25 protein-coding genes are annotated in these 23,015 nt (G+C 67.1%); 8 read left to right on the plus strand and 17 right to left on the minus strand.

What is annotated here, in order from left to right:
• Nucleotides 1-71: 71 nt before the first annotated feature.
• From ACWDV4_RS07260 to ACWDV4_RS07285, 6 genes are all read right to left on the minus strand, one after another.
• Entirely contained in the window at nucleotides 72-734 is a 663-nt protein-coding gene (locus ACWDV4_RS07260; protein ID WP_449975589.1) for a response regulator, read from the minus strand.
• Nucleotides 731-1,876 carry a sensor histidine kinase gene (locus ACWDV4_RS07265; protein ID WP_449975590.1) on the minus strand — a complete coding sequence of 382 codons (1,146 nt, stop codon included), beginning with the start codon at nucleotides 1,874-1,876 and terminating at the stop codon, nucleotides 731-733. The genes ACWDV4_RS07260 and ACWDV4_RS07265 overlap by 4 nt, the downstream gene beginning before the upstream one ends.
• Nucleotides 1,877-1,997: 121 nt before the next feature.
• The gene (locus ACWDV4_RS07270; protein ID WP_449975591.1) at nucleotides 1,998-2,438 is read right to left on the minus strand and encodes a DUF3995 domain-containing protein; all 441 of its coding nucleotides are present in this window, start codon (nucleotides 2,436-2,438) and stop codon (nucleotides 1,998-2,000) included.
• 55 nt (nucleotides 2,439-2,493) lie between these two features.
• Nucleotides 2,494-2,955 carry a hypothetical protein gene (locus ACWDV4_RS07275; protein ID WP_449975592.1) on the minus strand — a complete coding sequence of 154 codons (462 nt, stop codon included), beginning with the start codon at nucleotides 2,953-2,955 and terminating at the stop codon, nucleotides 2,494-2,496.
• 231 nt (nucleotides 2,956-3,186) lie between these two features.
• The gene (locus ACWDV4_RS07280) at nucleotides 3,187-4,029 is read right to left on the minus strand and encodes an NAD(P)H-binding protein (RefSeq protein WP_449975593.1); all 843 of its coding nucleotides are present in this window, start codon (nucleotides 4,027-4,029) and stop codon (nucleotides 3,187-3,189) included.
• Nucleotides 4,026-4,949, minus strand: a complete 924-nt coding sequence (locus ACWDV4_RS07285; RefSeq protein ID WP_449975594.1) for an NAD(P)H-binding protein — start codon at nucleotides 4,947-4,949, stop codon at nucleotides 4,026-4,028. The genes ACWDV4_RS07280 and ACWDV4_RS07285 overlap by 4 nt, the downstream gene beginning before the upstream one ends.
• A gap of 277 nt (nucleotides 4,950-5,226) precedes the next feature.
• On the opposite strand from ACWDV4_RS07285, the gene ACWDV4_RS07290 reads away from it, so the two are divergent.
• On the plus strand, nucleotides 5,227-6,234 hold the full coding sequence (locus ACWDV4_RS07290; RefSeq protein WP_449975595.1) for a hypothetical protein: 1,008 nt from the start codon (nucleotides 5,227-5,229) through the stop codon (nucleotides 6,232-6,234).
• A gap of 65 nt (nucleotides 6,235-6,299) precedes the next feature.
• Here the strand turns inward: ACWDV4_RS07290 and ACWDV4_RS07295 are convergent, their stop codons facing one another.
• Entirely contained in the window at nucleotides 6,300-6,896 is a 597-nt protein-coding gene (locus ACWDV4_RS07295) for a hypothetical protein (RefSeq protein ID WP_449975596.1), read from the minus strand.
• 299 nt (nucleotides 6,897-7,195) lie between these two features.
• On the opposite strand from ACWDV4_RS07295, the gene ACWDV4_RS07300 reads away from it, so the two are divergent.
• Nucleotides 7,196-8,176: an N-acetyltransferase family protein gene (locus ACWDV4_RS07300; RefSeq protein ID WP_449975597.1), complete on the plus strand. Its 981-nt coding sequence runs from the start codon at nucleotides 7,196-7,198 to the stop codon at nucleotides 8,174-8,176.
• A 23-nt stretch (nucleotides 8,177-8,199) separates the two neighbouring features.
• On the opposite strand, the gene ACWDV4_RS07305 is transcribed toward ACWDV4_RS07300, so the two are convergent.
• The 3 genes from ACWDV4_RS07305 to ACWDV4_RS07315 all read right to left on the minus strand — a co-directional run bounded on the left by ACWDV4_RS07305 (nucleotide 8,200) and on the right by ACWDV4_RS07315 (nucleotide 10,115).
• Nucleotides 8,200-8,628 (minus strand): Imm1 family immunity protein, encoded by a 429-nt coding sequence (locus ACWDV4_RS07305; protein WP_449975598.1) that lies wholly within the window; start codon nucleotides 8,626-8,628, stop codon nucleotides 8,200-8,202.
• Nucleotides 8,625-8,861, minus strand: a complete 237-nt coding sequence (locus ACWDV4_RS07310; protein WP_449975895.1) for a DddA-like double-stranded DNA deaminase toxin — start codon at nucleotides 8,859-8,861, stop codon at nucleotides 8,625-8,627. Before ACWDV4_RS07310 ends, ACWDV4_RS07305 begins: the two co-directional genes overlap by 4 nt.
• 393 nt (nucleotides 8,862-9,254) lie before the next feature.
• Nucleotides 9,255-10,115, minus strand: a complete 861-nt coding sequence (locus ACWDV4_RS07315) for a L,D-transpeptidase family protein (RefSeq protein ID WP_449975599.1) — start codon at nucleotides 10,113-10,115, stop codon at nucleotides 9,255-9,257.
• Between the two features lie 135 nt (nucleotides 10,116-10,250).
• On the opposite strand from ACWDV4_RS07315, the gene ACWDV4_RS07320 reads away from it, so the two are divergent.
• Entirely contained in the window at nucleotides 10,251-11,930 is a 1,680-nt protein-coding gene (locus ACWDV4_RS07320) for a DNA repair helicase XPB (protein ID WP_449975600.1), read from the plus strand.
• A gap of 384 nt (nucleotides 11,931-12,314) precedes the next feature.
• Here the strand turns inward: ACWDV4_RS07320 and ACWDV4_RS07325 are convergent, their stop codons facing one another.
• The 3 genes from ACWDV4_RS07325 to ACWDV4_RS07335 form a co-directional block, all read right to left on the minus strand.
• Nucleotides 12,315-13,052, minus strand: coding sequence for a GIY-YIG nuclease family protein (locus ACWDV4_RS07325; protein WP_449975601.1), 738 nt, complete (start codon nucleotides 13,050-13,052; stop codon nucleotides 12,315-12,317).
• A 249-nt stretch (nucleotides 13,053-13,301) separates the two neighbouring features.
• Nucleotides 13,302-13,760 (minus strand): very short patch repair endonuclease, encoded by a 459-nt coding sequence (locus ACWDV4_RS07330; RefSeq protein WP_449975602.1) that lies wholly within the window; start codon nucleotides 13,758-13,760, stop codon nucleotides 13,302-13,304.
• Nucleotides 13,761-14,101: 341 nt separating this feature from the next.
• Nucleotides 14,102-15,379, minus strand: a complete 1,278-nt coding sequence (locus tag ACWDV4_RS07335; protein WP_449975897.1) for a DNA cytosine methyltransferase — start codon at nucleotides 15,377-15,379, stop codon at nucleotides 14,102-14,104.
• A gap of 177 nt (nucleotides 15,380-15,556) precedes the next feature.
• On the opposite strand from ACWDV4_RS07335, the gene ACWDV4_RS07340 reads away from it, so the two are divergent.
• The gene (locus tag ACWDV4_RS07340) at nucleotides 15,557-16,006 is read left to right on the plus strand and encodes a DUF4259 domain-containing protein (RefSeq protein WP_449975604.1); all 450 of its coding nucleotides are present in this window, start codon (nucleotides 15,557-15,559) and stop codon (nucleotides 16,004-16,006) included.
• A gap of 231 nt (nucleotides 16,007-16,237) precedes the next feature.
• Here the strand turns inward: ACWDV4_RS07340 and ACWDV4_RS07345 are convergent, their stop codons facing one another.
• Nucleotides 16,238-16,444, minus strand: a complete 207-nt coding sequence (locus tag ACWDV4_RS07345) for a winged helix-turn-helix domain-containing protein (protein ID WP_449975899.1) — start codon at nucleotides 16,442-16,444, stop codon at nucleotides 16,238-16,240.
• 456 nt (nucleotides 16,445-16,900) lie between these two features.
• On the opposite strand from ACWDV4_RS07345, the gene ACWDV4_RS07350 reads away from it, so the two are divergent.
• Complete coding sequence (locus ACWDV4_RS07350) at nucleotides 16,901-17,221, plus strand: DivIVA domain-containing protein (protein ID WP_449975606.1); 321 nt, start codon at nucleotides 16,901-16,903, stop codon at nucleotides 17,219-17,221.
• Nucleotides 17,218-17,517 carry a hypothetical protein gene (locus ACWDV4_RS07355; protein ID WP_449975607.1) on the plus strand — a complete coding sequence of 100 codons (300 nt, stop codon included), beginning with the start codon at nucleotides 17,218-17,220 and terminating at the stop codon, nucleotides 17,515-17,517. Before ACWDV4_RS07350 ends, ACWDV4_RS07355 begins: the two co-directional genes overlap by 4 nt.
• Here the strand turns inward: ACWDV4_RS07355 and ACWDV4_RS07360 are convergent.
• Nucleotides 17,496-18,065, minus strand: coding sequence for a dihydrofolate reductase family protein (locus ACWDV4_RS07360; protein WP_449975901.1), 570 nt, complete (start codon nucleotides 18,063-18,065; stop codon nucleotides 17,496-17,498). The two genes, ACWDV4_RS07355 and ACWDV4_RS07360, sit on opposite strands and share 22 nt — an antisense overlap.
• Nucleotides 18,066-18,297: 232 nt before the next feature.
• Here ACWDV4_RS07360 and ACWDV4_RS07365 point away from each other — a divergent pair, with 232 nt between their 5' ends.
• Both ACWDV4_RS07365 and mycP read left to right on the plus strand, forming a co-directional pair.
• The gene (locus ACWDV4_RS07365) at nucleotides 18,298-19,869 is read left to right on the plus strand and encodes a hypothetical protein (RefSeq protein WP_449975608.1); all 1,572 of its coding nucleotides are present in this window, start codon (nucleotides 18,298-18,300) and stop codon (nucleotides 19,867-19,869) included.
• Entirely contained in the window at nucleotides 19,866-21,035 is a 1,170-nt protein-coding gene (gene mycP, locus ACWDV4_RS07370; RefSeq protein ID WP_449975609.1) for a type VII secretion-associated serine protease mycosin, read from the plus strand. Before ACWDV4_RS07365 ends, mycP begins: the two co-directional genes overlap by 4 nt.
• 90 nt (nucleotides 21,036-21,125) lie before the next feature.
• On the opposite strand, the gene ligD (ACWDV4_RS07375) is transcribed toward mycP, so the two are convergent.
• Together ligD (ACWDV4_RS07375) and ligD (ACWDV4_RS07380) are read right to left on the minus strand one after the other, a co-directional pair.
• A complete protein-coding gene (gene ligD / locus ACWDV4_RS07375) occupies nucleotides 21,126-22,058 on the minus strand; it encodes a non-homologous end-joining DNA ligase (RefSeq protein ID WP_449975610.1) in 933 nt (310 codons plus the stop codon).
• Nucleotides 22,048-22,989 (minus strand): non-homologous end-joining DNA ligase, encoded by a 942-nt coding sequence (gene ligD, locus ACWDV4_RS07380; protein ID WP_449975612.1) that lies wholly within the window; start codon nucleotides 22,987-22,989, stop codon nucleotides 22,048-22,050. Before ligD (ACWDV4_RS07380) ends, ligD (ACWDV4_RS07375) begins: the two co-directional genes overlap by 11 nt.
• Nucleotides 22,990-23,015 lie beyond the last annotated feature (26 nt).

Below are 23,015 nucleotides of genomic sequence, written 5' to 3' on the forward strand. Positions count from 1 at the left end.
GGCAAGCCGTACGGTCTGACCGGCGAACCGCCCCTCCTGGGCAGGTTCCCGACAACCCCGAAAGGTTGTGCTCAGGAGCGGGCGAGCCAGCCGGGAACGGTCAGGCCGGACTCGTACGCGAGGATCACCAACTGGGCCCGGTCCCGGACCTGGGTCTTGGTCATGATCCGGCTGACGTGCGTCTTCGCGGTAGCCGGGCTCAACACCAGCCGCGCCGCGATCTCGTCGTTGGACAGGCCAGCGGCGACCAACGCCATCACCTCACGTTCCCGCTGGGTAAGCGCGCTCAGCCGAGGCCCCGGGTCCGGGTGGCTGACCCGGGCGGTGAACTCGGAAATCAGCCGGCGGGTGATCGACGGCGCGATCAGCGCGTCACCGCGTGCCACCACTCGCACCCCGTGGATCAGCTCCGCTGGCTCGGTGTCCTTGACCAGGAAGCCGCTCGCGCCGGCCTGCAGCGCACCGTAGACGTAGTCGTCCAGGTCGAACGTGGTCAAAATGATCACACGGGCATCGCAGCTCGCGGCGATCTCCCGGGTGGCGGCCAAGCCGTCCAGTCTGGGCATCTGAATGTCCATGAGAACGACGTCCGGCCGCACCTCCCGGGTGAGCCGCACCGCCTCGGCACCGTCGGCAGCCTCACCCACCACCTCTATGCCGTCCTCACCGTCCAGGATGGAGCGGAAACCGGCGCGTACCAGGGTCTGGTCGTCGGCGAGCAGCACCCGGATCATGCTGACGCCCCCACGGATACCGGCCCTGGCCGCAGCCGCAGGCGGGCATGAACCCGGAACCCGCCGTCCGGCCCGGGGCCTGTGGTCAGCGACCCACCCAACGCCCGGGCCCGCTCACCCATGCCGAGGATCCCGTTGCCGGGCTGGCCCGATGCGCCGGTGCCGTCGTCTTCGACCTCCACCAGCACGTCGTCGCGGTCCGGTCGGACCCGGATGACCGCGGTGGTCGCGTCGGCGTGGCGGGTCACGTTGGTGAGCGCCTCCTGAACGATCCGGTACGCCGCCAGATCGACTTCCGGCGGCAATGGCCGAGTTTCGGTCAGCTCGGTACGGATCGCCAACCCGGACCGCTCGGCCATCGCCACCAGCTCGTTGAGGTGCTTCAGCCCCGGGGTGGAAGTAGTCGGCGGCTCGCCCTCCTGCCGGAGGATGCCCAGCGCCGTGCGCAACTCCCGCAACGTCTCCTTGCTTGTCTGCTTGATCGCGATCAGCGCCTGCTCGGATCGGGTCGGGTCGGGGCGGTGCAGCGCGGCACTGGCCTGCACGTTGATCAGCGAAAGGTGATGGCCGAGAACGTCGTGCAGTTCGCGGGCGATACGCAACCGCTCCTCGGTGGCCCGGCGTCGCGCCTCCTCCTCCGTACGCTGCTCTGCGGCGAGCGTCCGGGCTCGCGCCTCGGCGAGGTAGGCCCGGCGGTTGCGGGTCACGCCCACGATGACGGCGACGAGCCAACCCGCGTGCAACAGCGTCGCCCCGTTCGCGGTGTCCTCGGTCTTGTTGTAGCCGTCTGCGGCGGCGAAGGCGACCACCGAGGCCAGCCCCAGCCCGATGGCGAAGGCAAGGCGCCCCTCGTCGACAACGGTGTAGAGCGCCACGATGAACACCAGCATGATCGGCCCTGGCCGGTGCAGCAACGCCCCGTAGATGCCGACGGCGGCCAGCGCCACCACACCCACCGCCACCGGATAACGGCGGCGGAAGCAGAGCGCACCGGAGGATGCCAGTACGACCAGAAGCGCCGCCCAGTCAGCAGCGGTGTCGATGCCACGAGACTGCACCACGAGGCCGACGAGGGCGACCAGGCCGACCACGAGCACCAGGGCGGTGTGCGCCGCCCGACCGTGCCATCGCCACCTCAACATGTGTCGAAGCCTAATCTTCGCCACGCTGGTATCCGAGGTCATCTTCGCCAGGCTGGTATCCGAGGTCCGACGGTCGGAGGTTGCCGGTGGGGCGGTGTCCAGGCCGATCGGGCTAGCTGGGCTACGGGCGCGGGTTCCTGCCCAACCGCCAGCCCACCGTCGCCCAGCACATCCCCCAGAGCAGGAAGAACGGCGACCACAACCACAGATCCCAGTACGCCAGGTCGCGGGCCAGCGCGGCGTGCTCGGCTGGGGGTGGGCGTACCCCGGTCAGCAGTAACACGTCACCGAGGAAGCCGAATCCCAGCACGCCAATCGACCGAGCGATCATGAAGATCCCGAGCGTCCAGGTGATCGCAAGCAACAGCCGGTGCGGCACCGTCGGCAGCTTGCGGCGCAGACTGAGCAACGCGACGACAACGCCGATCAGCGCGGCACCGGCCAGCACCCAGTGACTTGCCACGAACAGCGGATCACGGGCGAGCAGCCGTTCGTGTAGCTCTGGGGGCAGCGGGTCCTTGTCGGCCAGCGCATTGGCTCCCAATGCCTGCGCGAGCTTCATCGATCCGTACGCTGCGGCGCACGCTGCCGCCCCGTACGCCGCCACGCGTGTCCACTCAGTCCGCAGCACGTCTCGTTGCCACCACATAGGACCGAATCAAGGACACGAGCAGCCCGATGACAACGACCCCGAGGAGGCCGTGGTACCACTGCCACCCCACGCCGATGCCGACGAACCCGTCCACGACCATGACCACCGCGCCGGCCCCGGCGGCCAGTGCCATCCCTACCAGCATCAGCAGCATGAGCGGCCTCGGCACTCGGCGCCCCAGTGCCGTGACCGTAGCGAGGGCAAGACAGGCGCCGAGCAGCCCGGAAGCGCTCGCGCACCACTGCGCGGTGGCCACGTCCATGACCTCGCGGGCGTACCGTTCGTGCTCGGCGGCCGACACGACCGGCCCACTCGGCAACCCGAGCCTGGCTTGTAGGGCAAAGGCGGCCTTACCGACGGCGTAACTGAGGAACACCACCGCCGTCGCATACGCAGGCCAGCGCCGCTGGAGATCAACACCATCCATAGCTGCGAACGTAGCCACGGCAGGCCGATCGACACTCCCGAGCACGAGGGAACCGACTCCCCCATCCGGGGGAATCGGCGGTTGCCTAGATTTCATCTGCGTCCGTACGTCAGTTGTCGACGCGACGGGTGTCGACGCGACGTGACTGCGCTCGTCCAGGGCGGTACGACGCTGGCGGAAGTCGCCGTTTCGCGACCACCCAGCGAGAGTGGTCGCGAAACGGTCGCCCGACTATCGGAAGGACCCGGCGTGGTCCACGGCCCACTGACCGAAGGTGCGGGCTGGCCGCCCCGTCAGCCGTGGCACCCCAGCGGCCCAATCCTCGTTGACCGGAGCGGGATCGCGGGCGGAGTCGGCCCAGATCCCGAACAACCAGTCGACGATCTCGGCCGGATAGCCGTCCTGAATCCACTGCTCGCGGGCCTGCGCCGGATCGTGCTCCTCGAACCTGACCTCTTCTCCGAGAGCAGCGCCGATCAGCCGCACCTGCTCGGTCACGGTAAGCGCCTCCGGTCCCGTGAACGTGTACGTCATGCCGGCGTGGCCGTCCTCGGTCAGGACCGCCGCGATCACCTCGGCGATGTCAGCCTCGTGCGTCGGCTGGGTGACCGCAGCACCGTACGGCCGGCGCACCAGCCGCTGCGTGCGTACCGCCGGCGCCCAGTCGAGCCAGTTGCCGGCGAACTCGCCCGGCCGCACGATCGTCCATTCCAGGCCGGATTCCTGCGCGGCCCGTTCGACGGGCAGGTAGCCGTCATCGCCCCAGACGTCGTCGTCGGCGGCCGCTCCAGACAGGACCACGATCTGGCGCACACCGGCTGCCCTGGCCATCGCGACCACCTCAGCCGCCGTCTGCGGGACCATCGGGATCAGGTACATCCGCTCGACCGACCGCAGCGCGTCGTGCAGCGTCGCGGGTCGTTCGAGGTCCCCCTCGAACAGTTCCACCTCGTCGGGCAGGCCGGCTGCTGCCGGCGTACGGGTCAGGGCGCGAACGGACTGACCAGCCCGGAGCAGTTCGCCGACGATGCCCCGTCCCATGAATCCGGTCGCCCCGGTCAGCAGGATGGTCATGCGGCTGCCCCCGTCCGGGCCGAGGGCCGGAAGTCGGCCACGTGATCGAGGGCCCACTGGGCGAAGCTGCGCGGTGGCCGTCCGGTGATCCGCTGGTAGGTGTCGGTGGTGGGCAGCAGCTCCGGCCCGTCGACGGCGGCGGCCAGCAACTCGATCAGCCAGTCGACGGTCTGCTGGTCGTACCCGTCGGTCAGCCATTGTTCGCGGGCCTGCTGTGGGCTCAACTCCTCGAAGCGGATTTCCTGCCCGAGCGCCGCCCCGATCGCGGTCGCCTGCTCCGCCTGACTGACCTTCATCGGTCCGGTGAGCGGGTAGGCCGCGCCGAGGTGGCCGTCGCCGAGCAGCGCCGCGACTGCCACGTCGGCGATGTCTGCCTCGTGCACCCAGGGAAATCCGGCCTTGGCGTACGGCGCACGCACCACCTGCTCGCGCTGAATCCGAGCGGCCCAAGCAAGGGCGTTCACGGCGAGCAGGCCCGGTCGTACATGGGTCCACTGCGCGCCGCTGGCCTCCACGGCCCGTTCGACCGCCCGATGCGCCAGCCGTTCCTCGGCGAGGTGCCGCCGCAACGCGCTGATGTCGGGGTCGTCCGGAGCGTCGTCGGACTCGAAGCCGGCTGCGGCGGCCGAGTGCACCACGAACCTGTGCACCCCGGCTCGCACCGCCAGGTCCACGAACCCCTTCCCCGGCTCACTGTCGGCATCGATGAAGGGGAACAGGTAGACCCGCTCGACTCCGTCCAGAGCCGCCGGCCAGGTCTCGGGCCGCTGGAAGTCCCCCTCGATCACGTCGACGCCGGCTCGTGGCGTGAATGTCTGCGGCTGGCGGGTCATGGCCCGCACCGAACAGCCAGCACTCACCAGCTGGTCCACCACATGGCGGCCGGTGTTCCCGGACGCGCCGGTCACTAAGATTGTCATGTTGCTCCTTTCGGTTCCCTGAAATGGCGCAATAGACCGCCGCCGTACCCGGCCAAGGTTCGCGGCGGCGGTCATCAGGGACGATAGGCGGATTTCTTCGCGCTCGCATATAGCACATATGTACGATCAGGTGCAGGTGTCGAGACGCGCCTTCCGGATATGACGAGGGTCGACTTTGGTCGGGGCGTACTCGCAGCTTGGCCGTAGTTGACGGGACCAGTGATCCGCGAGCCTCGAAACGGTCTCAGTGAGCACACCGTCCCGGAGGATCCCGCCGATGCCCGCACCGCCCCCAGCCCGGCCCCGCGTCGGGCGACTCCTGCTGGCCCTCGGCCTGGTCCTGCTGTCGCCGCTGTACGCAGAATCGCTCTCCGGCTACGACGTCAGCACCGGTGATCCGCTCGCCCTGTTGGGCGGGTTGTTGATCCTGGGGCCGCTGTACGGCTGCCCCGCGCTGCTCATCCGAGAGCTGGCCCGCCGGTACGACGTCCGCTGGCCGGGCATCCTGGCGTTGGCGGCGGCAGCCGGGCTGCTCCAGGCCGGCGTCATCGACCAGAGCCTGTTCAGCATGTCCTATCGCGACATCGACTACTGGGACGACATGCTGCTCCCCACCCTGATCGAGCCGCTGGGGATCGCCCCATACATGGTGATGTCCTTCGTCGTCGGTCACGTCGTCTGGAGTTTCGGTGCACCGATCGCGTTGACGGAGGCGCTGGCCGGGCGGCGGGCGCACACGCCCTGGCTGCGCTGGCCGGGGCTGCTCGTGGCGACCGTGCTCTACCTCGCCGCCGCCGCGTTGATCCTCGGCATCCATCTGAAGACCGAGGACGACCACGCGTCAGCGGCCCAGGTCAGCGGCTCTCTCCTGGTCGTCGCGCTGTTGGTCGCCGGGGCGTTCACCCTCGGGCGTCGCCCCGCGCCGGGCCGACGCGAACGCTCGCTGCCGCCGCCGTACGCGGTGGGTCTGCTCAGCCTGGTCGGCGCGCTCGGATTCAACTTCCTGCCGCCCACCTGGGTGGGGGTGGCCGGCGGGGTCGCGCTGATCGCCGCCAGCACCGGCCTGCTGACATACGTCTCCCGGTCGACCCGCTGGGACGGACGCTACCCGGTCGCGGTGGCCGGCGGGGCGGTGCTCGCGATGGCTGTCTCGGCGTTCCTGGTCACCCCGCTCGGCGACGTCCCGCCCCTACCGAAGTACGCGCACAACACCGTCTTCCTGCTCGGCTCGCTGGCATTGATCGGGTGGGCCTACCTGCACAGTCGGGCCAACCGGCCCACCTGACCGGGAAGGCGGGCGGCCGTCGCTACCGAGGTATGCGATGCGCCGCCCGCAGCTGGTCGGGGTGATCAGGGCGAGACGCCGCCGACCTTGACCATGCCGATGGTGATCCGGTCAGTGGTGCTGCCGAAGACCACCTTGAGTGCCAGCGTCAGCGTGCCGCTCGGGGTGAAACTGGTCGGCACGCTGTAGCAGTTGGCCGTCGGGGTGGTGCGGTCGGTGCCGTCATCCACCCGCACCGTCGCCGAGTTGGGTGTGGTCATCTCGGTGACCCGGGTCTGGCTGATGTAGGTGGTCCCCACCATGCCCGCGCTGATGGCATAGCACACGTCGATCGAGGTGACCGCAGCGTTGTCCCAGGGCAGCCCGAGATTCAACCACTGGAAGTCGCTCTCCCCGATGGCCTGCTGCGGTGTCAGCACGATTGCGGTGGACGGGCAGCAGTACGGTCCCGCGGTGAACTTGGCGGTGGCCGGACCGGACGGCCCGTTGGCGGTCGCGCCGAGCGGACTGTACCTGGCCTGCACCGCGACCGCCTGTACCGAGCCGGAGCCTTCCGCGTTGGCCGAGGGCGCAACGGCGAGCAGGCCACCGGCCAGCAGGCCGGCTAGGCCGGTGGCGAGCACGGCCAGGACCGTTCGTGGACTACGCACCATGAGTTTCAACAGAGCCTCCCTGACGAAACAGGTTGTGGCCACCCCGCCCCGGCATCCGATCCGGCAGCCATCACATTGAAGACTGTCAAAGTCATGAAATCGAGTCCAGCACCGTACGACCGCACCAATCTCCGCGATCCGCGAGACACAGCAAACCGCCACTACCCGGTTACTTCAGGAGTCGACCTGGTCAGAAGTGGTTCCGCCGACCCTGGGGTGATGCGCACGATGTCGAGTTGCCCGACAACGGGGTCGGCGGGCAGAAAAGCAGATGCCGAACGGGCCACTCGGTGCGTACCGTGCCCGCCATGTCCCGCGTCGAGGTACGGCCGTTCGAGGCCGCCGATCTTGCTGCCTGCGGCACTCTCCTGGCCGAGCGGCACCGCCGGCACCGCATCGCTGAGCCGTTGCTCTCCCCCCGCTTCGAGGACGTCGATGTCGCCGTCGCGGAGCTGACCACCGCGTTCGAGACGGCGGAGGCATCCGGGGCGGTCGCGTTTCGCGCCGGCGAACTGGTCGGTTTCGTGCTCGGGGCCCCGAAGTCGTCACCGCTGTGGGGTCCGAACATCTGGGTCGAAGCAGCCGGGCAGGCGACCATCGACGCCGAGGTGATGCGTGACCTGTACGCGTTCGCCGCTGCCCGCTGGGTCGACGAGGGCCGTACGGCGCACTACGTCATGGTGCCGGCGTACGACGTGGAACTGGTGCACGCCTGGTTCCGCCTGGGCTTCGGCCAGCAGCACGCGCACGCCATCCGGCCAGCGTCCAGGCCGGTATCCAGCTCGGCGACGACCAGGGCTTCTCGGCTGTCGGTGCGCCGGGCCATCCGGGCGGACATCCCGGCGCTCGCCCAACTCGATCTTGAGCTGCCGATGCACCAGGGCCTGTCCCCGACCTTCTCGTCGGGCCGGATCGGGACCGTCGAGGAGAACCTCACCGCATGGGCCGAGGACTTCGACGACGACGGGTACGCGACGTTCGTGGTCGAACATGACGGCAAGGTCGTCGGCTCGGCCATCGGATGTGCCTTGGAGAAGTCGAGCACCCATCTCGGCCCGGCCCGCCCGGACAATGCCGGGTTCCTCGGGTTCGCCGCAGTCTTCCCGCAGGCCCGGGGTGCCGGTGCCGGGCGGGCCCTCGGCGAAGCCGTCATCGATTGGGCCGTCGACAGTGGATTCGACAGTGTGGTCACCGACTGGCGGGTGACCAACCTGCTCTCCTCCCGCACCTGGCCGAAACTCGGCTTCACCGAGACCTTCCTGCGACTGCATCGCCTGATCGGCTATTGAGTGGTAAGCGCGGCCTGGCTCAGTCAACCGCTGGCGGAGGGTTGCCAGGAGATAGCGGCGGGACGCTGGCCGCCAGATCGGAGAAACTCCTGCACCGCCTGACGAAGTTGCTCCAGGGAGATCTCCGAATCATGCGGGAAGTCGCGATCGCTGCCCATGTAGCAGTAGTAGACCTCGTCATGCTTGCTGGGCGAACCCTTGCTGTACCAGGTGCCATCGCCCATGTAGCGGAGGCCACCTACTGAATCGTCGGCGTTGACGGCCAACAACAGTTCATGGTCGGGCACTCCCGAGGCCAGCTTGCGCCGAGCAGTGGAGTACAGCGCCGCAACGGTGTTCTCGAATGGTTCGGCCAGCAGCGAATCGATCAGTCGATCAATGTCCTCGTCGTTGGCTATGACGATCGCGCCCAGGTCGTGCCGGTAGTAGGCGACAACCTCCGATGTCGTCATCGGTGACCTCCCCGGTAGGTCCTGTTGCCCTCCGGCCAGTACACGGTGAGTACCGCGTCCGGCGGTAGGAACCTCGACAGCAGTTCGTCGCAACCCAGGACTCCCGCGCAGGGGCGCCGGTCGATCACGATCTTCGCTTCCTGAATCTTGTCTTCGCGCATTCGCATGGCGAACTTCAACTCCACGTCGGCGGCAGAAGAGAGAACGTTTCCGTCCCGTACAACGACGCCCAGGTCCGGCGACCCAGACGCCCCGACTCTTGGGCCGCCGCCCCGGCCTGCGTCCGCTCGGTATCGGGGGCAGCATTGCCAGGAAAGGAGCCGGGTCGAAGCCGCTCACCTCTGGTAGGGCGGTCGGCGACGAGGATGCGGCTGCCGCGCCTTCGACCAGGCCGACGTACGCGTGAATGTCGTCACTGGACTTGTTCAACCAGCTCAGTGCCTCATCGAGGAGATCACGCGCTCTGCGCATCTCAGCGAAAGCGGCCTGCGGTCTGCGGTCTGGCGATGGGCTTGCAGATCGTGCGAATGATGCGGGGAGCCCTACCCGAAGGGGCAAGCGTCAAATGGCCGAATACGCCGGTACGGCGGCCCAGCAACCGGGCCGCCGTACCGGAATTGGGTTGATCAGGTGCCGGCGCGGTGGCCGAAGGCGTGCACCCGGGTGCCGACCTTGCCGAGCGACCACAGCGTCTTGGCGTCCGCCGGAAGCATGTTGATGCAGCCGTGCGAGCCGACCGGGTTGTGCAGGTAGGTGGTTGCCTCGTGGAAGCCCATTCCCTGGGTGAAGTGCTGCCAGTACGGCATCCACACCTCGTACGGGTCGGACCACTCCTTGATGTTGCGGAAGTTGATTTTGTACGTGCCGGGGGGCGTGGCGAAGTCCTTCATTCCGGTCCGGGTGACCGTAGGCTTCATGATCACCTTGCTGCCCTGCATCGCCCAGACGGTTTGCAGGGTCAGGTCGATGCAGAACGTGGTGCCCGTACCGGTCTTGCACTTGGCAGTATTGGTGCTGGCCAGCCGTCGGGCCACGTCAAGGGTGAGCGGTCCGGCCCGTCCCTCGGCGGGGCGGATGTCGTACCGCTTCTGGAACTTCTTGATGGCCGAGCAGTCCTCGATCGACTGCTTGCCGTCCACCTTGATTCGCCCGAATCCGCCCAGCTTGGCCAGGTACGTCTCGACCTCACGCTGCTTCTCGCCCTGAGGACAGCTCCCCCGGTCCGACGAGGTGGTCTTCGTCGGGTCCGGCTTCTTGACGGTTTTCGTCGGGGCTGGGGTGGTCTTGGTCGGTTTGGGGTTGCGCTTGGTCGACTTCTGATCCGGCCCGGCGGTGTCGCTCGCCCCCGATCCACGTTCCGCCTTGTTGGCCGAGGCGGGTCGATCAGCCCCGGCCCGTTCCTGCGGATCGAACGTACACGCGCCGGCGCCGACCAGCGTGACCACTGCCAGAGCCAGGATCCGAGTGATCCTGCGAGGTTGGTTCATCCGCCCTCCTCAGACAGCCGCACTCAACAAGACGCATCGAGATACGGGGATGGTTGCGGTCTTTGGAAGAGTTTTCCGGTTCGTTATCTCCCGTGCAAGACTGGAGGGTCACCCAATGTGTGGGAGGAAGCTGGCGTGAGTGGCGGACCGCTGATCGTGCAATCGGACAAAACCCTGCTGCTGGAGGTCGATCATCCAGACGCGCGGGCCTGTCGGATGGCTATCGCCCCGTTCGCCGAGTTGGAGCGCTCCCCGGAGCACGTGCACACCTACCGGCTGACGCCGCTCGGGCTGTGGAACGCCCGCGCCGCCGGGCACGACGCCGAGGGCGTGGTCGACGCGCTGATCAAGTTCTCCCGCTATCCGGTGCCACACGCGCTGCTGGTCGACATCGCCGAAACCATGGACCGGTACGGCCGGCTCCAGCTGGTCAACGACCCCGCGTACGGGCTGGTGCTGCGCGGCCTGGACCGGCTGGTCCTGGTCGAGGTGGCCAAGAGCAAGAAGCTCGCCGGGATGCTCGGTAACAAGATCGATGACGACAGCATCGCCGTACACCCCTCCGAGCGGGGGCGGCTCAAGCAGGCGCTGCTCAAGCTGGGCTGGCCGGCGGAGGACCTGGCCGGTTACGTGAACGGCGAAGCCCACCCGATCGAGCTGGCCGAGGCTGGCAAGGACGGCCGCCCGGCCTGGACCCTGCGGTCGTACCAGCGGGAGGCGGTGGAGCACTTCTGGGCCGGCGGGTCGGGCGTGGTGGTGCTGCCCTGCGGCGCGGGCAAGACGCTGGTCGGGGCCGCCGCGATGGCCGAGGCGAAGGCGACCACCCTGATCCTGGTGACCAACACGGTCGCCGGCCGGCAGTGGAAACGTGAGCTGGTGGCCCGCACCTCGCTGACCGAGGACGAGATCGGGGAGTACTCAGGCGAGCGCAAGGAGATCCGTCCGGTCACCATCGCCACGTACCAGGTGCTCACCTCGCGGCGGAAGGGTGCCTTCACCCACCTGGACCTCTTCGGGGCCCGCGACTGGGGTCTGGTCATCTACGACGAGGTGCACCTGCTGCCCGCGCCGATCTTCCGGTTCACCGCGGATCTCCAGGCCCGCCGACGGCTCGGCCTCACCGCGACCCTCGTCCGGGAGGACGGCCGCGAGGGCGACGTCTTCTCGCTGATCGGCCCGAAGCGGTACGACGCACCGTGGAAGGACATCGAGGCGCAGGGTTGGATCGCCCCGGCCGAGTGTGTCGAGGTACGCGTCACGCTCACCGATGCCGAGCGGATGGCGTACGCGACAGCGGAGTCGGAGGAGCGCTACCGGTTCGCGGCGACCGCCCGTACCAAGCTGCCGGTGGTGAAGGCGCTGGTCGACCGGCACCCCGACGAACAGGTGTTGGTGATCGGCGGCTACATCGACCAGCTGCACCAGCTCGGCGAATACCTCGACGCCCCGATCGTGCAGGGCGCTACCACCAACAAGGAGCGGGAACGCCTCTTCGACGCATTCCGGTCGGGTTCGCTACGGACACTGGTCATCTCCAAGGTGGGCAACTTCTCGATCGACCTGCCTGAGGCAGCGGTGGCGATCCAGGTCTCCGGCACGTTCGGCTCCCGCCAGGAGGAGGCGCAACGCCTCGGCCGGGTGCTCCGGCCGAAGGCCGACCGCCGGCAGGCGCACTTCTACACGGTCGTGTCCCGGGACACCATCGACACCGAGTACGCCGCACACCGGCAACGTTTCCTGGCCGAGCAGGGGTACGCGTACAGGATCATCGACGCCGACGACGTACTCGGCCCACCCCTGCCCAGCGTGGATTGATCCGGCCGCCCCAAGTTTCCGCAGCACATACTGATTGAGGCTCATCCCATCCTCGGCAGCCCGGATGGCCCTGCCTGTCAGGCAGGTTCACATCAGGCGAGCCATTGATCGTTGACGGCTGAGCAATACGACACGCCGAAAAGATTGCAGCTCACACGCATTCGATCATGGGCACCGAGTAGCAGGGGCCTCGATCTGCGAGGGGCAAGCCACTAGAGGGCTGGACAGGCGCGATCCACACACTCGGACCGCTGCCACATCTCCGGCCGGGTGCCCCTGACCGAAACTGCCGGCCGGCCGGCTCCTACCTTGCGCTAATCTACCGATTCTCATACGTCCGGCGTCGCCTGTCATCTGACGCGTTCCTGCGGCAGTATCAGGCCACTACGGGTATGTGCGTCGCGCGCTCGGGTATGGACCCTTCTTGGGATACAAGATCACGTATCCAGGCAAAGCGGTAATCTGCCAGGTTGGTTCTACGTCGGCAATGGCCCAGGCCAGGCTCTGAAAGAGTTCGTCCGCAGTCGGCCGCCGGGACATGACCTCGACGGTCACCTCCTTGTGGAAGGCAGCCTGCTGATAGCGGAAGACATAGGGTAGAGCCTCCTTGAGACTCTTCAGCAAGTGGTCTGCCGTATAGCGGCCGGGCATGATCGTGTCGCAGACCCAGTCGAGGTTCGCCGAGTGCAAGACATCGAAGTGGCGCGGCTTCTTGGAAAAGTCCGTCGTGTCTCGCTCCTTCCCCGGGTCGTTATTACCGAAGCCGTTGTTGTTCCACGGTGCCTGGCCCTCGCCCTTGTACCGAGCGATCAGTAGCTTTTCCGGCGCGACAGCGTGAAGGTCCTCCTCGACGTACAGGCAGGCGAAGGTCATGCGGCCCACGTGTAGACGGCCGGCAATCTTCGTGAAGTGCTCTGTGAGGCGCGCGGGCAACGAGTTGTCCGCCTTGCCGACGTAGACAAAGTGGTCATCTTCGTAAAGTTGGTATACACCGGGGCGGGGAGCGAGGGCCGCGATACTGGCTAGGTCAAGCGGTGCCGGCGTCAGCTTTTCCAAGGACTCGGCGAGCTGGTCACCGAGAGCCCGGGTGATGCTCAGGCGGAAATCAGCGCTGTTGAACATGCGTTTGCCTCGACCTTCCACATGTCGGTAGCAAGTCGATCTCGTGAAGTGAGCTCCGCTAGCCTACTCGGCCAACACATCGGCACCAGAGGTGAGTGCCGGCACGACGTCATCGACGGACAATGCCCCGCACCGCAGGTACGGCAGCGCCATTCCTCGGCCGCCCATTGACCACTTGCGACCCTTGGTAACGGATCATTGACTCAGGGGGTGGCGCGAGGGGTGGCTAGTGTAGACGGCCGGCCCTGTTCATAGGGCGGGTGCCAAAGGCCGCAGGTTGGCGGGCGATCCACGCACTGCCCAATAGATGCGATTGGCGGCCTCCGTGACATCCTCGTGCTCCCAGATCCGGATTACCGTCCATCCGGCCCCGGCGAGTAGCTGGTCGGTCTCCCGGTCGCGCGCACGGTTCCGTTCGATCTTCTCTCGCCAGAACTGGCCATTGGCTCGGGCGGGGCGATAGTGCTCGGCGCATCCGTGCCAGTAGCAGCCGTCGACAAACACTGCTACGCGTGCGGTAGGGAACATCACGTCCGCAGTGCGGCGCAGAGAGGGAAGTGGCCGCGTGTTGACCCGGTATCGCAGGCCTGCCTTGTGGAGGAGCGAACGTAGTCGGCGTTCGGGGCCCGTGTCGCGGGCCTTGTTGGCGCGCATCACGGCCCGCACGGCCGGGCTCTTCGCCCATGAGGAGGCGGTAACCTCGGGCACGACGAGGATTCCTCGGTCCCAGGCGAGCCGCCATCCCTCGGCGAGATTCTCGGCTCTCGTGGCGTGCTCGACCTCACCTAGGTAGCGAGCGGGTGAACGTCCGCTATCCGACCAGCGCAGGTATGCGCGGATTCGCCGGGTTCGCGGCAGCAGTTTGAGTACGACGGACGCACGGGCCTGTCGTCCATCGCCGAGGTCGACCCACCGTCGGTCGATCCCACCGGCAGCCCGATCTTGTTCAGCTGAGGCCGCTCGTCGGCTGCGGCCCTTTCGTCCCTTCCATGCTCTCGGGTCTGGGGGCTTGTCCGCCCAGCGCTGGTCGGGCCGGGCCGATGATGAGATCACGGCTTGCTCTCGGCCTCGTCGAGCGCGGCGGCGATGGCTCGGGCGAAGATCTCGCCAAGCATGACGGGGACGGCATTACCGAGTTGGCGCATCTGCTCACCACGAGGGCCCGCGAGCTTCCAGTCATCAGGGAAGGTCATGACTCGCGCTGTCTCGCGTACCGTCATGTATCGGTGTCGGTAGGTGTAGGGCGAGACTCCGAGTGGTTCGGGTAGCAGATCGTCGGTCAACATCACCGACTCTCCCCCGGGTACGCCATGCACGCCGGCTTTGACTGTCTTCGCCGGTCGGTCCAGCTCGTTTGGGGTGTGGCCCGCGTAGATACGTGCGTCCGGCCAGCCGATGTGATCGGTGAAACCACCGAGCCCATACTCGCGCCGATCGAGTCGGTCCCAAGGCACGGGAGGTAACGAGGGCTGTCCGTCAAAGCCCTTGAGGGCATCCCGCAGAGTGCGCCAGGGAAGCTTTCCGTCGTCCTCGGGAGGTGTGTCTGGCAGTCGCGACATGACACGTTGGCGAACGTGATCGGGAACGTCCGGATGCCGCTCCCAATAGGAGCCGTCCAACATCGACCGGATCAACGCATCCTCCGAGTGCCGTGGGCGTACGGCCTCCTTGAAGCGTTCGATGTCGACGCCGAAATCTGACCTGAACGCCACGATGATGATCCTGTTACGGATCTGCGGCACGCCGTAATCGGCGGCGTTCACCATCGTGGTCACGACCTCATACCGTTGCTTCGGGTCTGACGGCTCCTCGGCCAACCGATCCCGCAGCACCTCGTCATGCTCGCGCCAAGTGACGTCATCGCCACGTTCCTCGAACGGCAGCCCCAGTTCCCGCTCGATGTACTCGAAGTATGGCCTGAAGGACGGGCGCAGCAGACCACGAACGTTCTCGCACACGACGGCCTTGGGCTGAATCTCGCGGATAGCGCGGAACATCGCCGGAAACATGTTGCGCTTGTCCTCATCGCCCTTGGCTACGCCGCCCAGACTGAACGGCTGGCAGGGCGGCCCGCCGGCGAGTAGATCCACGCGATCCCATAGGTAGTCGAACTCGACCTCGCGCACGTCCCCCTCGATCAGGGGCCACCGCTCACCAGGGGAGGGGATTCGCTTGCTCTCCCCCCACGGAATGGCCACGTTGGCCTTGAGGGTCTCGCAGGCGTACTTGACGAGCTCGTTGACCAGGAGGGGACGGTAACCCGCTCGGTGAACGGCCATCGCCAGGCCGCCGCCGCCAGCGAAGAGTTCCACAGAGGTGCGGTCCATCACTGGCTTTTCTGGCAGCTCAGGCATGGCAGGAGCATACCGCGGAGTTGTCGATCTTGAAAGAGGCTCGCCAGAATGTAAAGCCCGCCCGCGCGACCTGCGGCTGCCTCGCAAACCGAACCCCGGTGTCGGTGGCGTTATGGATGTGGTTTGGTTACGCCATCCAGAGGAGGGGCGATGGCAACATGGCAGCTCGGTCCGTTCGACAACGACGACGCGGTCGAGTGGTGCGGCGCCCTCGAGGCCGCCGCACCTGATCAACGTGCTGATCTTGTGCGCCGCACTCTCGAGGCGGCGGTGTCCGCCGGACATGCCCTAACCGTGGACCAGGCCGCTCGAACTGTCGCGGCGGCCGCCACCGTGCTTCAGTCACTCACCGGAGCACCGCCCTCAGACTCGGCCTACGCTCCGCGATTTCTCCTTGGTCGAGCGGACATCCGGGTTGGCCCATCGTTGCGAGACTTGGCCGCGCGGGCGCTCGACGTAGTGCTCGCGGATGAATCAACATGGCGCCAACGGTGGGCTGGCGACATCGAGGAGGAGGAGGCGCTAGCCGTCACCGAGCAACTTCGGCTCAACCTCGCGTCGGTGACGATCGGTCGGCAGCCTGGGCTTCTCAGGGGGTGACAAGACCGCCCGCCTCGACATACGTCACCCCCACAACCATCCGCCGTACCCGAGGCCGCGTAGATCAACAAGCCAGACGACTCGACGGCTTACTCAACGAACCCCTGAACCAACCGCCCCGAAAAGATTGACGTCTTCCGTTCGGAAGCAAGCTTCCTACCGGCAATCGTGGAGAGTCTTTGATTCCCTACGGACAGGGTTTTGAGAACTCAGTTTGGAACGAGAACCCGGTCAGCGTCCGGACTCGGCTACGAAAACACCGCGCCCCGGCCGCCCAACCAGGACACCCCGCTTCCGCAACGTCGCCATCGCACGACTGATGGTCGACTGCGAAACGTCGTACTCGTCAGCCAGCGCCCGACCAGCGGGCAACTGTGAGCCCGGCGGGTAGGTTCCGTTCTCGATCTTGCTCATCAAATCGTCGAGCAGCTCGTCCATCGTGGGTGGAATAGGCACGCTTTGGCCCCTTGCAGTCGGTTGGCCCACCCAGTATTGATCGACTATGCCGAGATAGGCAACGCATGAACGACAACTGACGCTACTGACGAGTTCGGGTTAGTCGGCGTGGTGACATCCTTGACATAGGTGACTCGGTGGCAATACCGTCGCTGTCAGTGATGTGGTGCTGCTGCGGTCGGTTGGCGCTGCTCGTACGGGACACGCATCGCTCGTACCGCCGCAAGCCGTACCTCCCCCCGGTCCCGGGGTGGCCGGACCGCTCCCCCGGCCGGCCATCCCGGGACACCCCGCACACCCGCACGGCCCTGTCGTCGTACCGCCGATCGAGGCTGCGCCGGCAGGGCGGGGTGGTCTCCGCCGAACCCGAGACGGCGGAGACCACCCCTTCCACCAGCAGAAAGAGCCTTCAGCAGACGACCGAACGAAGGGCGACACGTGCGCGCACTCCTACGCCGACTACGCGGCAGCCGGCGCGACGATCATCAGCCGAGACACCTTCGCCACGACCCCACCACAAGGCCCGCCAGACACCCGACGCTGCGCCCCTGGCAGGTACGAAGCCATCGCTTCACCACGCGCCGTCGCGGCCTCGACCCAGCCGAGATCCGCGCCTTCCTACACCGGGTCGCTGACGAACTGGCCGTGACGCAGACCGCCCTGGTCGCCGTCCAAGAAGAAAACGTACGCATCAAACGCGCGCTGCGGGCCTGGCAGAATGCCCACTCCCCGAGCGCGTACGAACTGGCCCGGCGATGACCAGCCCCGCTACCCGAAGCCGCTGGGTGATCCACCTCCCGATCACCGTGCTGGATCTGTTCCGGGCACGGATCTTCGCGCGTACCGCCGCCCGCCTCCTGGCCCACCTCAGCAGCTGCGTGGAGCTGGGCGAGGTCACCGTCTCCCGGGAGGACGACCAGGGCGTACACCATCGGGTCTTCTGTGATCGGCTACTCGCGAACGGTGCCCGATGCGCGCTGCCCACCGAGCACACCGCGCCCTGCGACGGCCGACCACACCTGCGCCCGTACGGCTACCGCCGAGCTACGCCGTAATAGAGGTGGGTTACCCCGTCGCCTGGGATCACCATCGGCCCGGTCAACCCGACCGGCGGGTCCGCAAACTGGGCGAAGAAGGGAACACCGCCGCCGAGCAGCACCGGAACCAGGTTCACCCGAATCTCGTCCAGCAGTCCGGCGTCGAGGCACTGACGGGCGATGCTGCCGCCATTCACCCCAACCCAGCCGTCATCGGCCAGCTCGGCAGCCTGTGCAATCGCATTCTCGATCCCGTCGGTGACGAAGGTGAACGGGGCGTCCGCGCGCGGCCAGCCGTCCGGCACCTGATGCGTGACCACCACGACCGGCTTGTCCAATGGATGGCGACCGCCCCACCCATCGGTAAGGTCAAACAGCCGCCGCCCCACGACCAGCGCCCCGGTCTCCTCCGTCGTACGACGTAGATGCTCGGCACTGACCAGCGAGGTGCGAAACGTCAGATCCGGCTGAGCGGTCGCCGTGACGACCTCGCCGTTTTCGTACCACCGGAAGAGGTGGTCGAACCCGCTCTCCTCGGGACCAGCGATGTAGCCGTCCAGCGACATGCTCGCCTCGGTGTAGACCCTGACCACGGAAGTCCCCCTTGACCAAGTCGGATGCGCTGACTATCCGTCACCCCGACCTAACCAGATGCCTCCGACACTCGCTCAGCATCGACGCGTACCCCTGAATCCACTGTCCTCTGTGTGGCGACGTAGCGATATGTTGTCCTCGAACTCAGCACGCTCCGCTATTGTGCGATCTAGCGTCTGTCACGAAACATGGGGGAGGATTTTCGTGGCCGAGTTGGACGATGGGCTGCAAATCCGGGTGAGCACGGCCGATCTCCGGCAGGTCTCCACCCAGCTCAGCGGTGACAAGGCAGCCACCCTCGAACCGCGTTCGACGCAGGTCAAGACCGACTTTTCTCCGGGTGTGCCGTTCGGTGCCACCTCGGCCAGCGGGTACGTCTTCGCCGCAAAGAAGCGGTACGCGCTGGCCCTCGATCGGGCGATAGCCACCCTGGCCGGCTACACGACCAGGGTGGACCAGATTGCCCTGGCGACCAGCGAGGCAGCAGACAACTACGACCAGGTCGACGAGCTGGCAGCCGTACGCCTCGCCGGCAGGGGACTACACCACTCGCACATCGACCCGACTTACCTCCCAAGTGGTACCGCCCCGGCTGCTCCTCCCCGGAACACTCAGCTGCCCATCATGGGACCATCGGTGCCCAGCAAGAAAACCGAGCAGCCGGCTGGTGGCCCGGTAGCGCCGCCTTGGTGCACCAACTGGGACGCCTACGACGTACACGCGTTGTGGCAGATGGTCGAGGGCGACAACATCGAAACCGGCCGCCGTCAGGTGAGCACCTGGGCCGCGGTGGAGTCAGCGCTGGCCGACCAGATCGCCCGGCTGCGCCGGTATCGGCAAACCTCGGAGGTTGCCTGGCCTGCAACCAGCAGCATCGCAGCCCGCACCTTCCTAGGCGAACTCGATCAGCTCATTACCAGCATGGTGCAAAGTGAGACCGCCTCCGGACGAAACAAGCACGCGCTCAACGGCATCATGGATGTCCTGGAGTCGGCGAAGAAGCGGCTAGAGCCGCTGCGTCGGCAATACCAGGAAAAGGCCGACGACCTGCTGCTGCGTCAACTCGACGGCGCGGAAGATGACATCAACCGCAAGGCCCGCCAGATCATGTCCGAAACCGAAAATGTGGTCGCCCAGCATGCCGAGTCGATCACTCTCCCGGCTCGCTATGAATCAGACCTGAGGGAACCCAAGCTACCCCCGGTGCCGGGTGGCAAGTCAGGTTCCGGTGGTGGTGGTTCGCACGTACCTCCAGTGCCCCACAACCCGCCCGCGTCGCTGCCTGGAATCAACCCGGTGCTGCCAGACGGGCAGCAATGGACACCCGGGGGTAGCACACCCGGTGGCAGTGGGCCAATCCTCGGTGGCGTCGGTGGTGGAACCACCACTCCTGCTCCCCCAGCTACCGGGCTCCCTGGCACTGGTATCGGTGTTGGTTCTGGCACAGGCGGGCTCGTGGCCGGTGGCGGATTAGGCGGCAACGCCCTTCCGCCGGGCGGAATGTACGCCCCGGTCGGCGGAGCAAGCGGCCGAGGTGCCGGCGGTCCGACTATGGCAGGGCGGGCCGGCAGCTCGGGGATGCCGAATACGGCGGGTATGGGAGCTGGAATGCCGCTCGGAGCTGGTGGCCGTGGCCAGGACCGGCGCGATCAGGGCTCGAACGGCCGAGCTGACCTGGTGTGGGAGGTAGCTGAAGGAGTGCCCCCCGTGACCGAAGCACCCCGAGGCGAACGTCGTCACGATCTCGGCCCCGGCGTCATCGGGATCAACCGATGAACCGCCATCCCGCCTGCCGCCGCACCGGCCGGGTAATCGTCGCCGCCATGGCCGCACTCGCCACCACCTTCGTGGTCGCACCTCCAGCCCAAGCCGACGAGATCCGCGACAAGCAGTGGCACCTTGACTTCCTGAAGATTGCCGAAGCACATCGGATCACTAAGGGGGCCGGGGTCACCGTTGCCGTCGTCGATAGCGGTGTCGACGCTGGTCACCCCGACCTGACTGGCTCCGTGCTATCGGGTAACGACTTCACCGGCGATAGGGTCGACGTGCTGGATGGACGCACCGACCTCGACGGACACGGCACCGCGATGGCGGGGCTCATCGCAGCCCATGGGCACGGCAACGGTGCCGGAGCCCTCGGCGTTGCCCCCCAGGCCAAAATCTTGTCGATCCGCGACACCGTTTCTTCGAAGATGCCGGGATCCGATACCGAGGCTGGCATTCGCTGGGCAATCAGCCAGGGCGTCAAAGTGATCAGTCTTTCCCTCGGAGCTGAGAGAGACGACGCTGAAATGCGGGAGGCGATCCAGGCTGCTCAACGGGCTGACATCGTGGTCGTCGCTGCTGCCGGTAACCGCCCTGACGACAAAAAGGTCATCTATCCGGCCGCCTACCCTGGAGTAATCGCCGTCGGCGGGGTGGACCGCAACGGCCGGCACGCCGAGATCTCCGTGACCGGCCCGGAGGTCGTGCTGACCGCGCCGGCCGTCGACATCACGACCACGGGTACCCGCGCCAACGGCGGCAACGGTTATCACCTCGGCCGTGGCACCAGTGATGCCACCGCCATTGTCGCCGGGGCGGTGGCGCTGGTACGGGCCAAGTATCCGCACCTCAAGGCACCCGAGGTGATCCACCGGCTCACCGCCACCGCCACCGACAAGGGCGCACCCGGCCGCGACGACCAGTACGGCTACGGCATCGTCAACGTCGTCAAGGCGCTGACTGCCGACGTACCGCCGCTGCCCGAGGCCAGCCTCACGCCGCCGAATCCCGACACGACGTTCCAGGTGCCCGGGCCGGCTCCCAACGCGATCGACGACCAGAACGGCCAGTGGCCAGCGGGCGCCATCGCCGCGATCGGCGTCGGCTGTCTCCTGCTAGTCGGGGCTGTCATCGCCGTTGCCGTCCTGCTGCTGCGCCGCCGCCCTCGGACCTGACCCGCCCACCCCCGCCTCGACAGCACCACCCCGCTTCGCGGGTTAGGAAGGGCCCCTTCTTATACAAAAACCGATAAGAAGGGGCCCTTCCTAACCCGGTAGCTCCGGACCGCCGTCGATCAGGTCGGCCATCAGGTCGCCGTACTCGTCGATCCGGGACAGCACCTCGGCGGAGGTGAACTGACGCACGCTGCCTGGGATGCCACCCCCGGCCTCTTCTACTTCGTCCCAGGTCAGCGGCGTGGAGACGGTCGGGGTGGCTTGCGCCCGCAGCGAGTACGGCGTCACCGTGGTCTTGGCCGCGTTGTTCTGGCTCCAGTCGATGAAGATTTTTCCGGGGCGGAGCCGCTTGGCCATCTTCGAGGTGATCAGTTTCGGCTCGGCGTGCTCCAACTCCTCGGCGATCCGCTTGGCGTACGCCGAGACCAGGTCGGCCGACTGCGTGCCGGCGATCGGGCAGCAGAGCTGCATGCCCTTCTTGCCGGAAGTCTTCGGATAGCTGACGATGCCGTCGTCGGCCAGCCGGTCCCGCATGAGTACGGCGACCGCGCTGCACTCGGGCAGCCCGGCCGGCGATCCCGGATCCAGGTCGACGACCATCATGTCCGGGTGTTCGCCGATTCTCCACTGCGGTGTGTGCAGTTCCAGGGCTGCGAGGTTGGCCAGCCAGACCAGGGTGGGCAGGTCGTCGGCGACCACATAGTCGATGGTTTCCCGTCCCTTGCTGGAGCCGGGGGCGGGCAGGGTCTCGGTGCGTACCCAGTCGGGGGTGGCGGCGGGGGCGTTCTTCTCGAAGAACGAGCCGCTCTCGACGCCGTTGGGATAGCGGATCCGGGTCAGCGGCCGGTCCCGCAGGTGCGGCAGCAGCACCGGGGCGACCCGGGTGTAGTAGTCGATCACCTCGCCCTTGGTGAAGCCAGCGCTGGGATAGAGCACCTTGTCGAGGTTGGACAGTTCCAGCTCCCGGCCGTCCACTTCGACCCGGATCCGGTTCGTCTGCCGGCTAGTACGCTCAGCCGTCATCGGTCACGTCCTCCACCGCCTTGTCGGGACGCAACCGGCGCAGCCGGGGGAACCGCAACCGTCCGTCCGGGGTGCGCTGGCCGTACTTCACTTCGATCACGGTCTCAGGTTTTACCCAGATCGCCCCTCGGGCATCCGTACCAGGGAGTTTGCCGCGAAATGGCGACGCGTCGGACCGGAGCGGTTCCAGGATGCCGAGCAGTTCCCGTTCGGTGGCCGCGCCGATGCCGCCGCCGACCCGACCCCGGTAGATGAGTCGCCCGTCCGGTCCGGGTACGCCCACCAGCAGGCCGCCGATCCGCCGCGCCCCGGGTCGCCAGCCGCCGACCACGAAGTCGCCGGTCACCTCCAGCTTGATCTTGACCCAATCGGGCGAGCGGACCCCGGGGCGGTAGGCCGAGTCGAGTCGCTTGGCCATCACCCCCTCCAGGCCGTGCTCCCCGGCCGCCTCGTAGGTGGCCGGTCCGTCGGGAAAGACCGGCGGCACGGCCCAGTGGGGGCCGCTGAGGCCGAGCCCGTCGAGCAACTCCCGGCGCTCGCGGTAGGGACGGCCGGTCAGGGACTCGCCGCGCCACCGGAGCAAGTCGAAGATCATGTACGTCACCGGCATCGCCGCCGCAAGCCGGGCGGCCTTGCCCTTTTCCCGTACGTGCATCCGCTCGGCAAGAGCGGTGAACGACGGCACGCCGCCCCCGGTCAACACCACCACCTCGCCATCGAGCAGCACGTCGTCCACCTGTTCCCGGAGCGCGGCCAGCTCCGGATAGGCAATTGTGATCTCGCTGCCGGATCGGGAGTAGAGGCGTATCGTGCCGCCACCGATATCGGCTAGCGCGCGGACGCCATCCCATTTGAATTCGTAGCCCCATTCGGATCCGGCGGGCAGGTCGCCGACACTGGCGAGCATCGGCTTGACTGGCGCACGGGGCACCTCACCAGCGTAGATCCGCCGGGAAA

It is taken from the genome of Micromonospora sp. NPDC003197 (assembly GCF_053590565.1).

Bases quoted from the DNA above. Each gene is read 5' to 3' on its own strand.
- ACWDV4_RS07260 (WP_449975589.1), bottom strand. From the start codon at position 734: ATGATCCGGGTGCTGCTCGCCGACGACCAGACCCTGGTACGCGCCGGT.
- mycP (WP_449975609.1), top strand. From the start codon at position 19,866: ATGAACCGCCATCCCGCCTGCCGCCGCACCGGCCGGGTAATCGTCGCC.
- ACWDV4_RS07285 (WP_449975594.1), bottom strand. From the start codon at position 4,949: ATGACAATCTTAGTGACCGGCGCGTCCGGGAACACCGGCCGCCATGTG.
- ACWDV4_RS07280 (WP_449975593.1), bottom strand. From the start codon at position 4,029: ATGACCATCCTGCTGACCGGGGCGACCGGATTCATGGGACGGGGCATC.
- ACWDV4_RS07345 (WP_449975899.1), bottom strand. From the start codon at position 16,444: ATGGACGAGCTGCTCGACGATTTGATGAGCAAGATCGAGAACGGAACC.
- ACWDV4_RS07315 (WP_449975599.1), bottom strand. From the start codon at position 10,115: ATGAACCAACCTCGCAGGATCACTCGGATCCTGGCTCTGGCAGTGGTC.
- ACWDV4_RS07355 (WP_449975607.1), top strand. From the start codon at position 17,218: ATGACCAGCCCCGCTACCCGAAGCCGCTGGGTGATCCACCTCCCGATC.
- ligD (WP_449975610.1), bottom strand. From the start codon at position 22,058: ATGACGGCTGAGCGTACTAGCCGGCAGACGAACCGGATCCGGGTCGAA.
- ACWDV4_RS07290 (WP_449975595.1), top strand. From the start codon at position 5,227: ATGCCCGCACCGCCCCCAGCCCGGCCCCGCGTCGGGCGACTCCTGCTG.
- ACWDV4_RS07270 (WP_449975591.1), bottom strand. From the start codon at position 2,438: ATGAAGCTCGCGCAGGCATTGGGAGCCAATGCGCTGGCCGACAAGGAC.
- ACWDV4_RS07360 (WP_449975901.1), bottom strand. From the start codon at position 18,065: ATGTCGCTGGACGGCTACATCGCTGGTCCCGAGGAGAGCGGGTTCGAC.
- ACWDV4_RS07325 (WP_449975601.1), bottom strand. From the start codon at position 13,052: ATGTTCAACAGCGCTGATTTCCGCCTGAGCATCACCCGGGCTCTCGGT.
- ACWDV4_RS07335 (WP_449975897.1), bottom strand. From the start codon at position 15,379: ATGGACCGCACCTCTGTGGAACTCTTCGCTGGCGGCGGCGGCCTGGCG.
- ACWDV4_RS07300 (WP_449975597.1), top strand. From the start codon at position 7,196: ATGTCCCGCGTCGAGGTACGGCCGTTCGAGGCCGCCGATCTTGCTGCC.
- ACWDV4_RS07305 (WP_449975598.1), bottom strand. From the start codon at position 8,628: ATGACGACATCGGAGGTTGTCGCCTACTACCGGCACGACCTGGGCGCG.
- ACWDV4_RS07340 (WP_449975604.1), top strand. From the start codon at position 15,557: ATGGCAACATGGCAGCTCGGTCCGTTCGACAACGACGACGCGGTCGAG.
- ACWDV4_RS07275 (WP_449975592.1), bottom strand. From the start codon at position 2,955: ATGGATGGTGTTGATCTCCAGCGGCGCTGGCCTGCGTATGCGACGGCG.
- ACWDV4_RS07265 (WP_449975590.1), bottom strand. From the start codon at position 1,876: ATGTTGAGGTGGCGATGGCACGGTCGGGCGGCGCACACCGCCCTGGTG.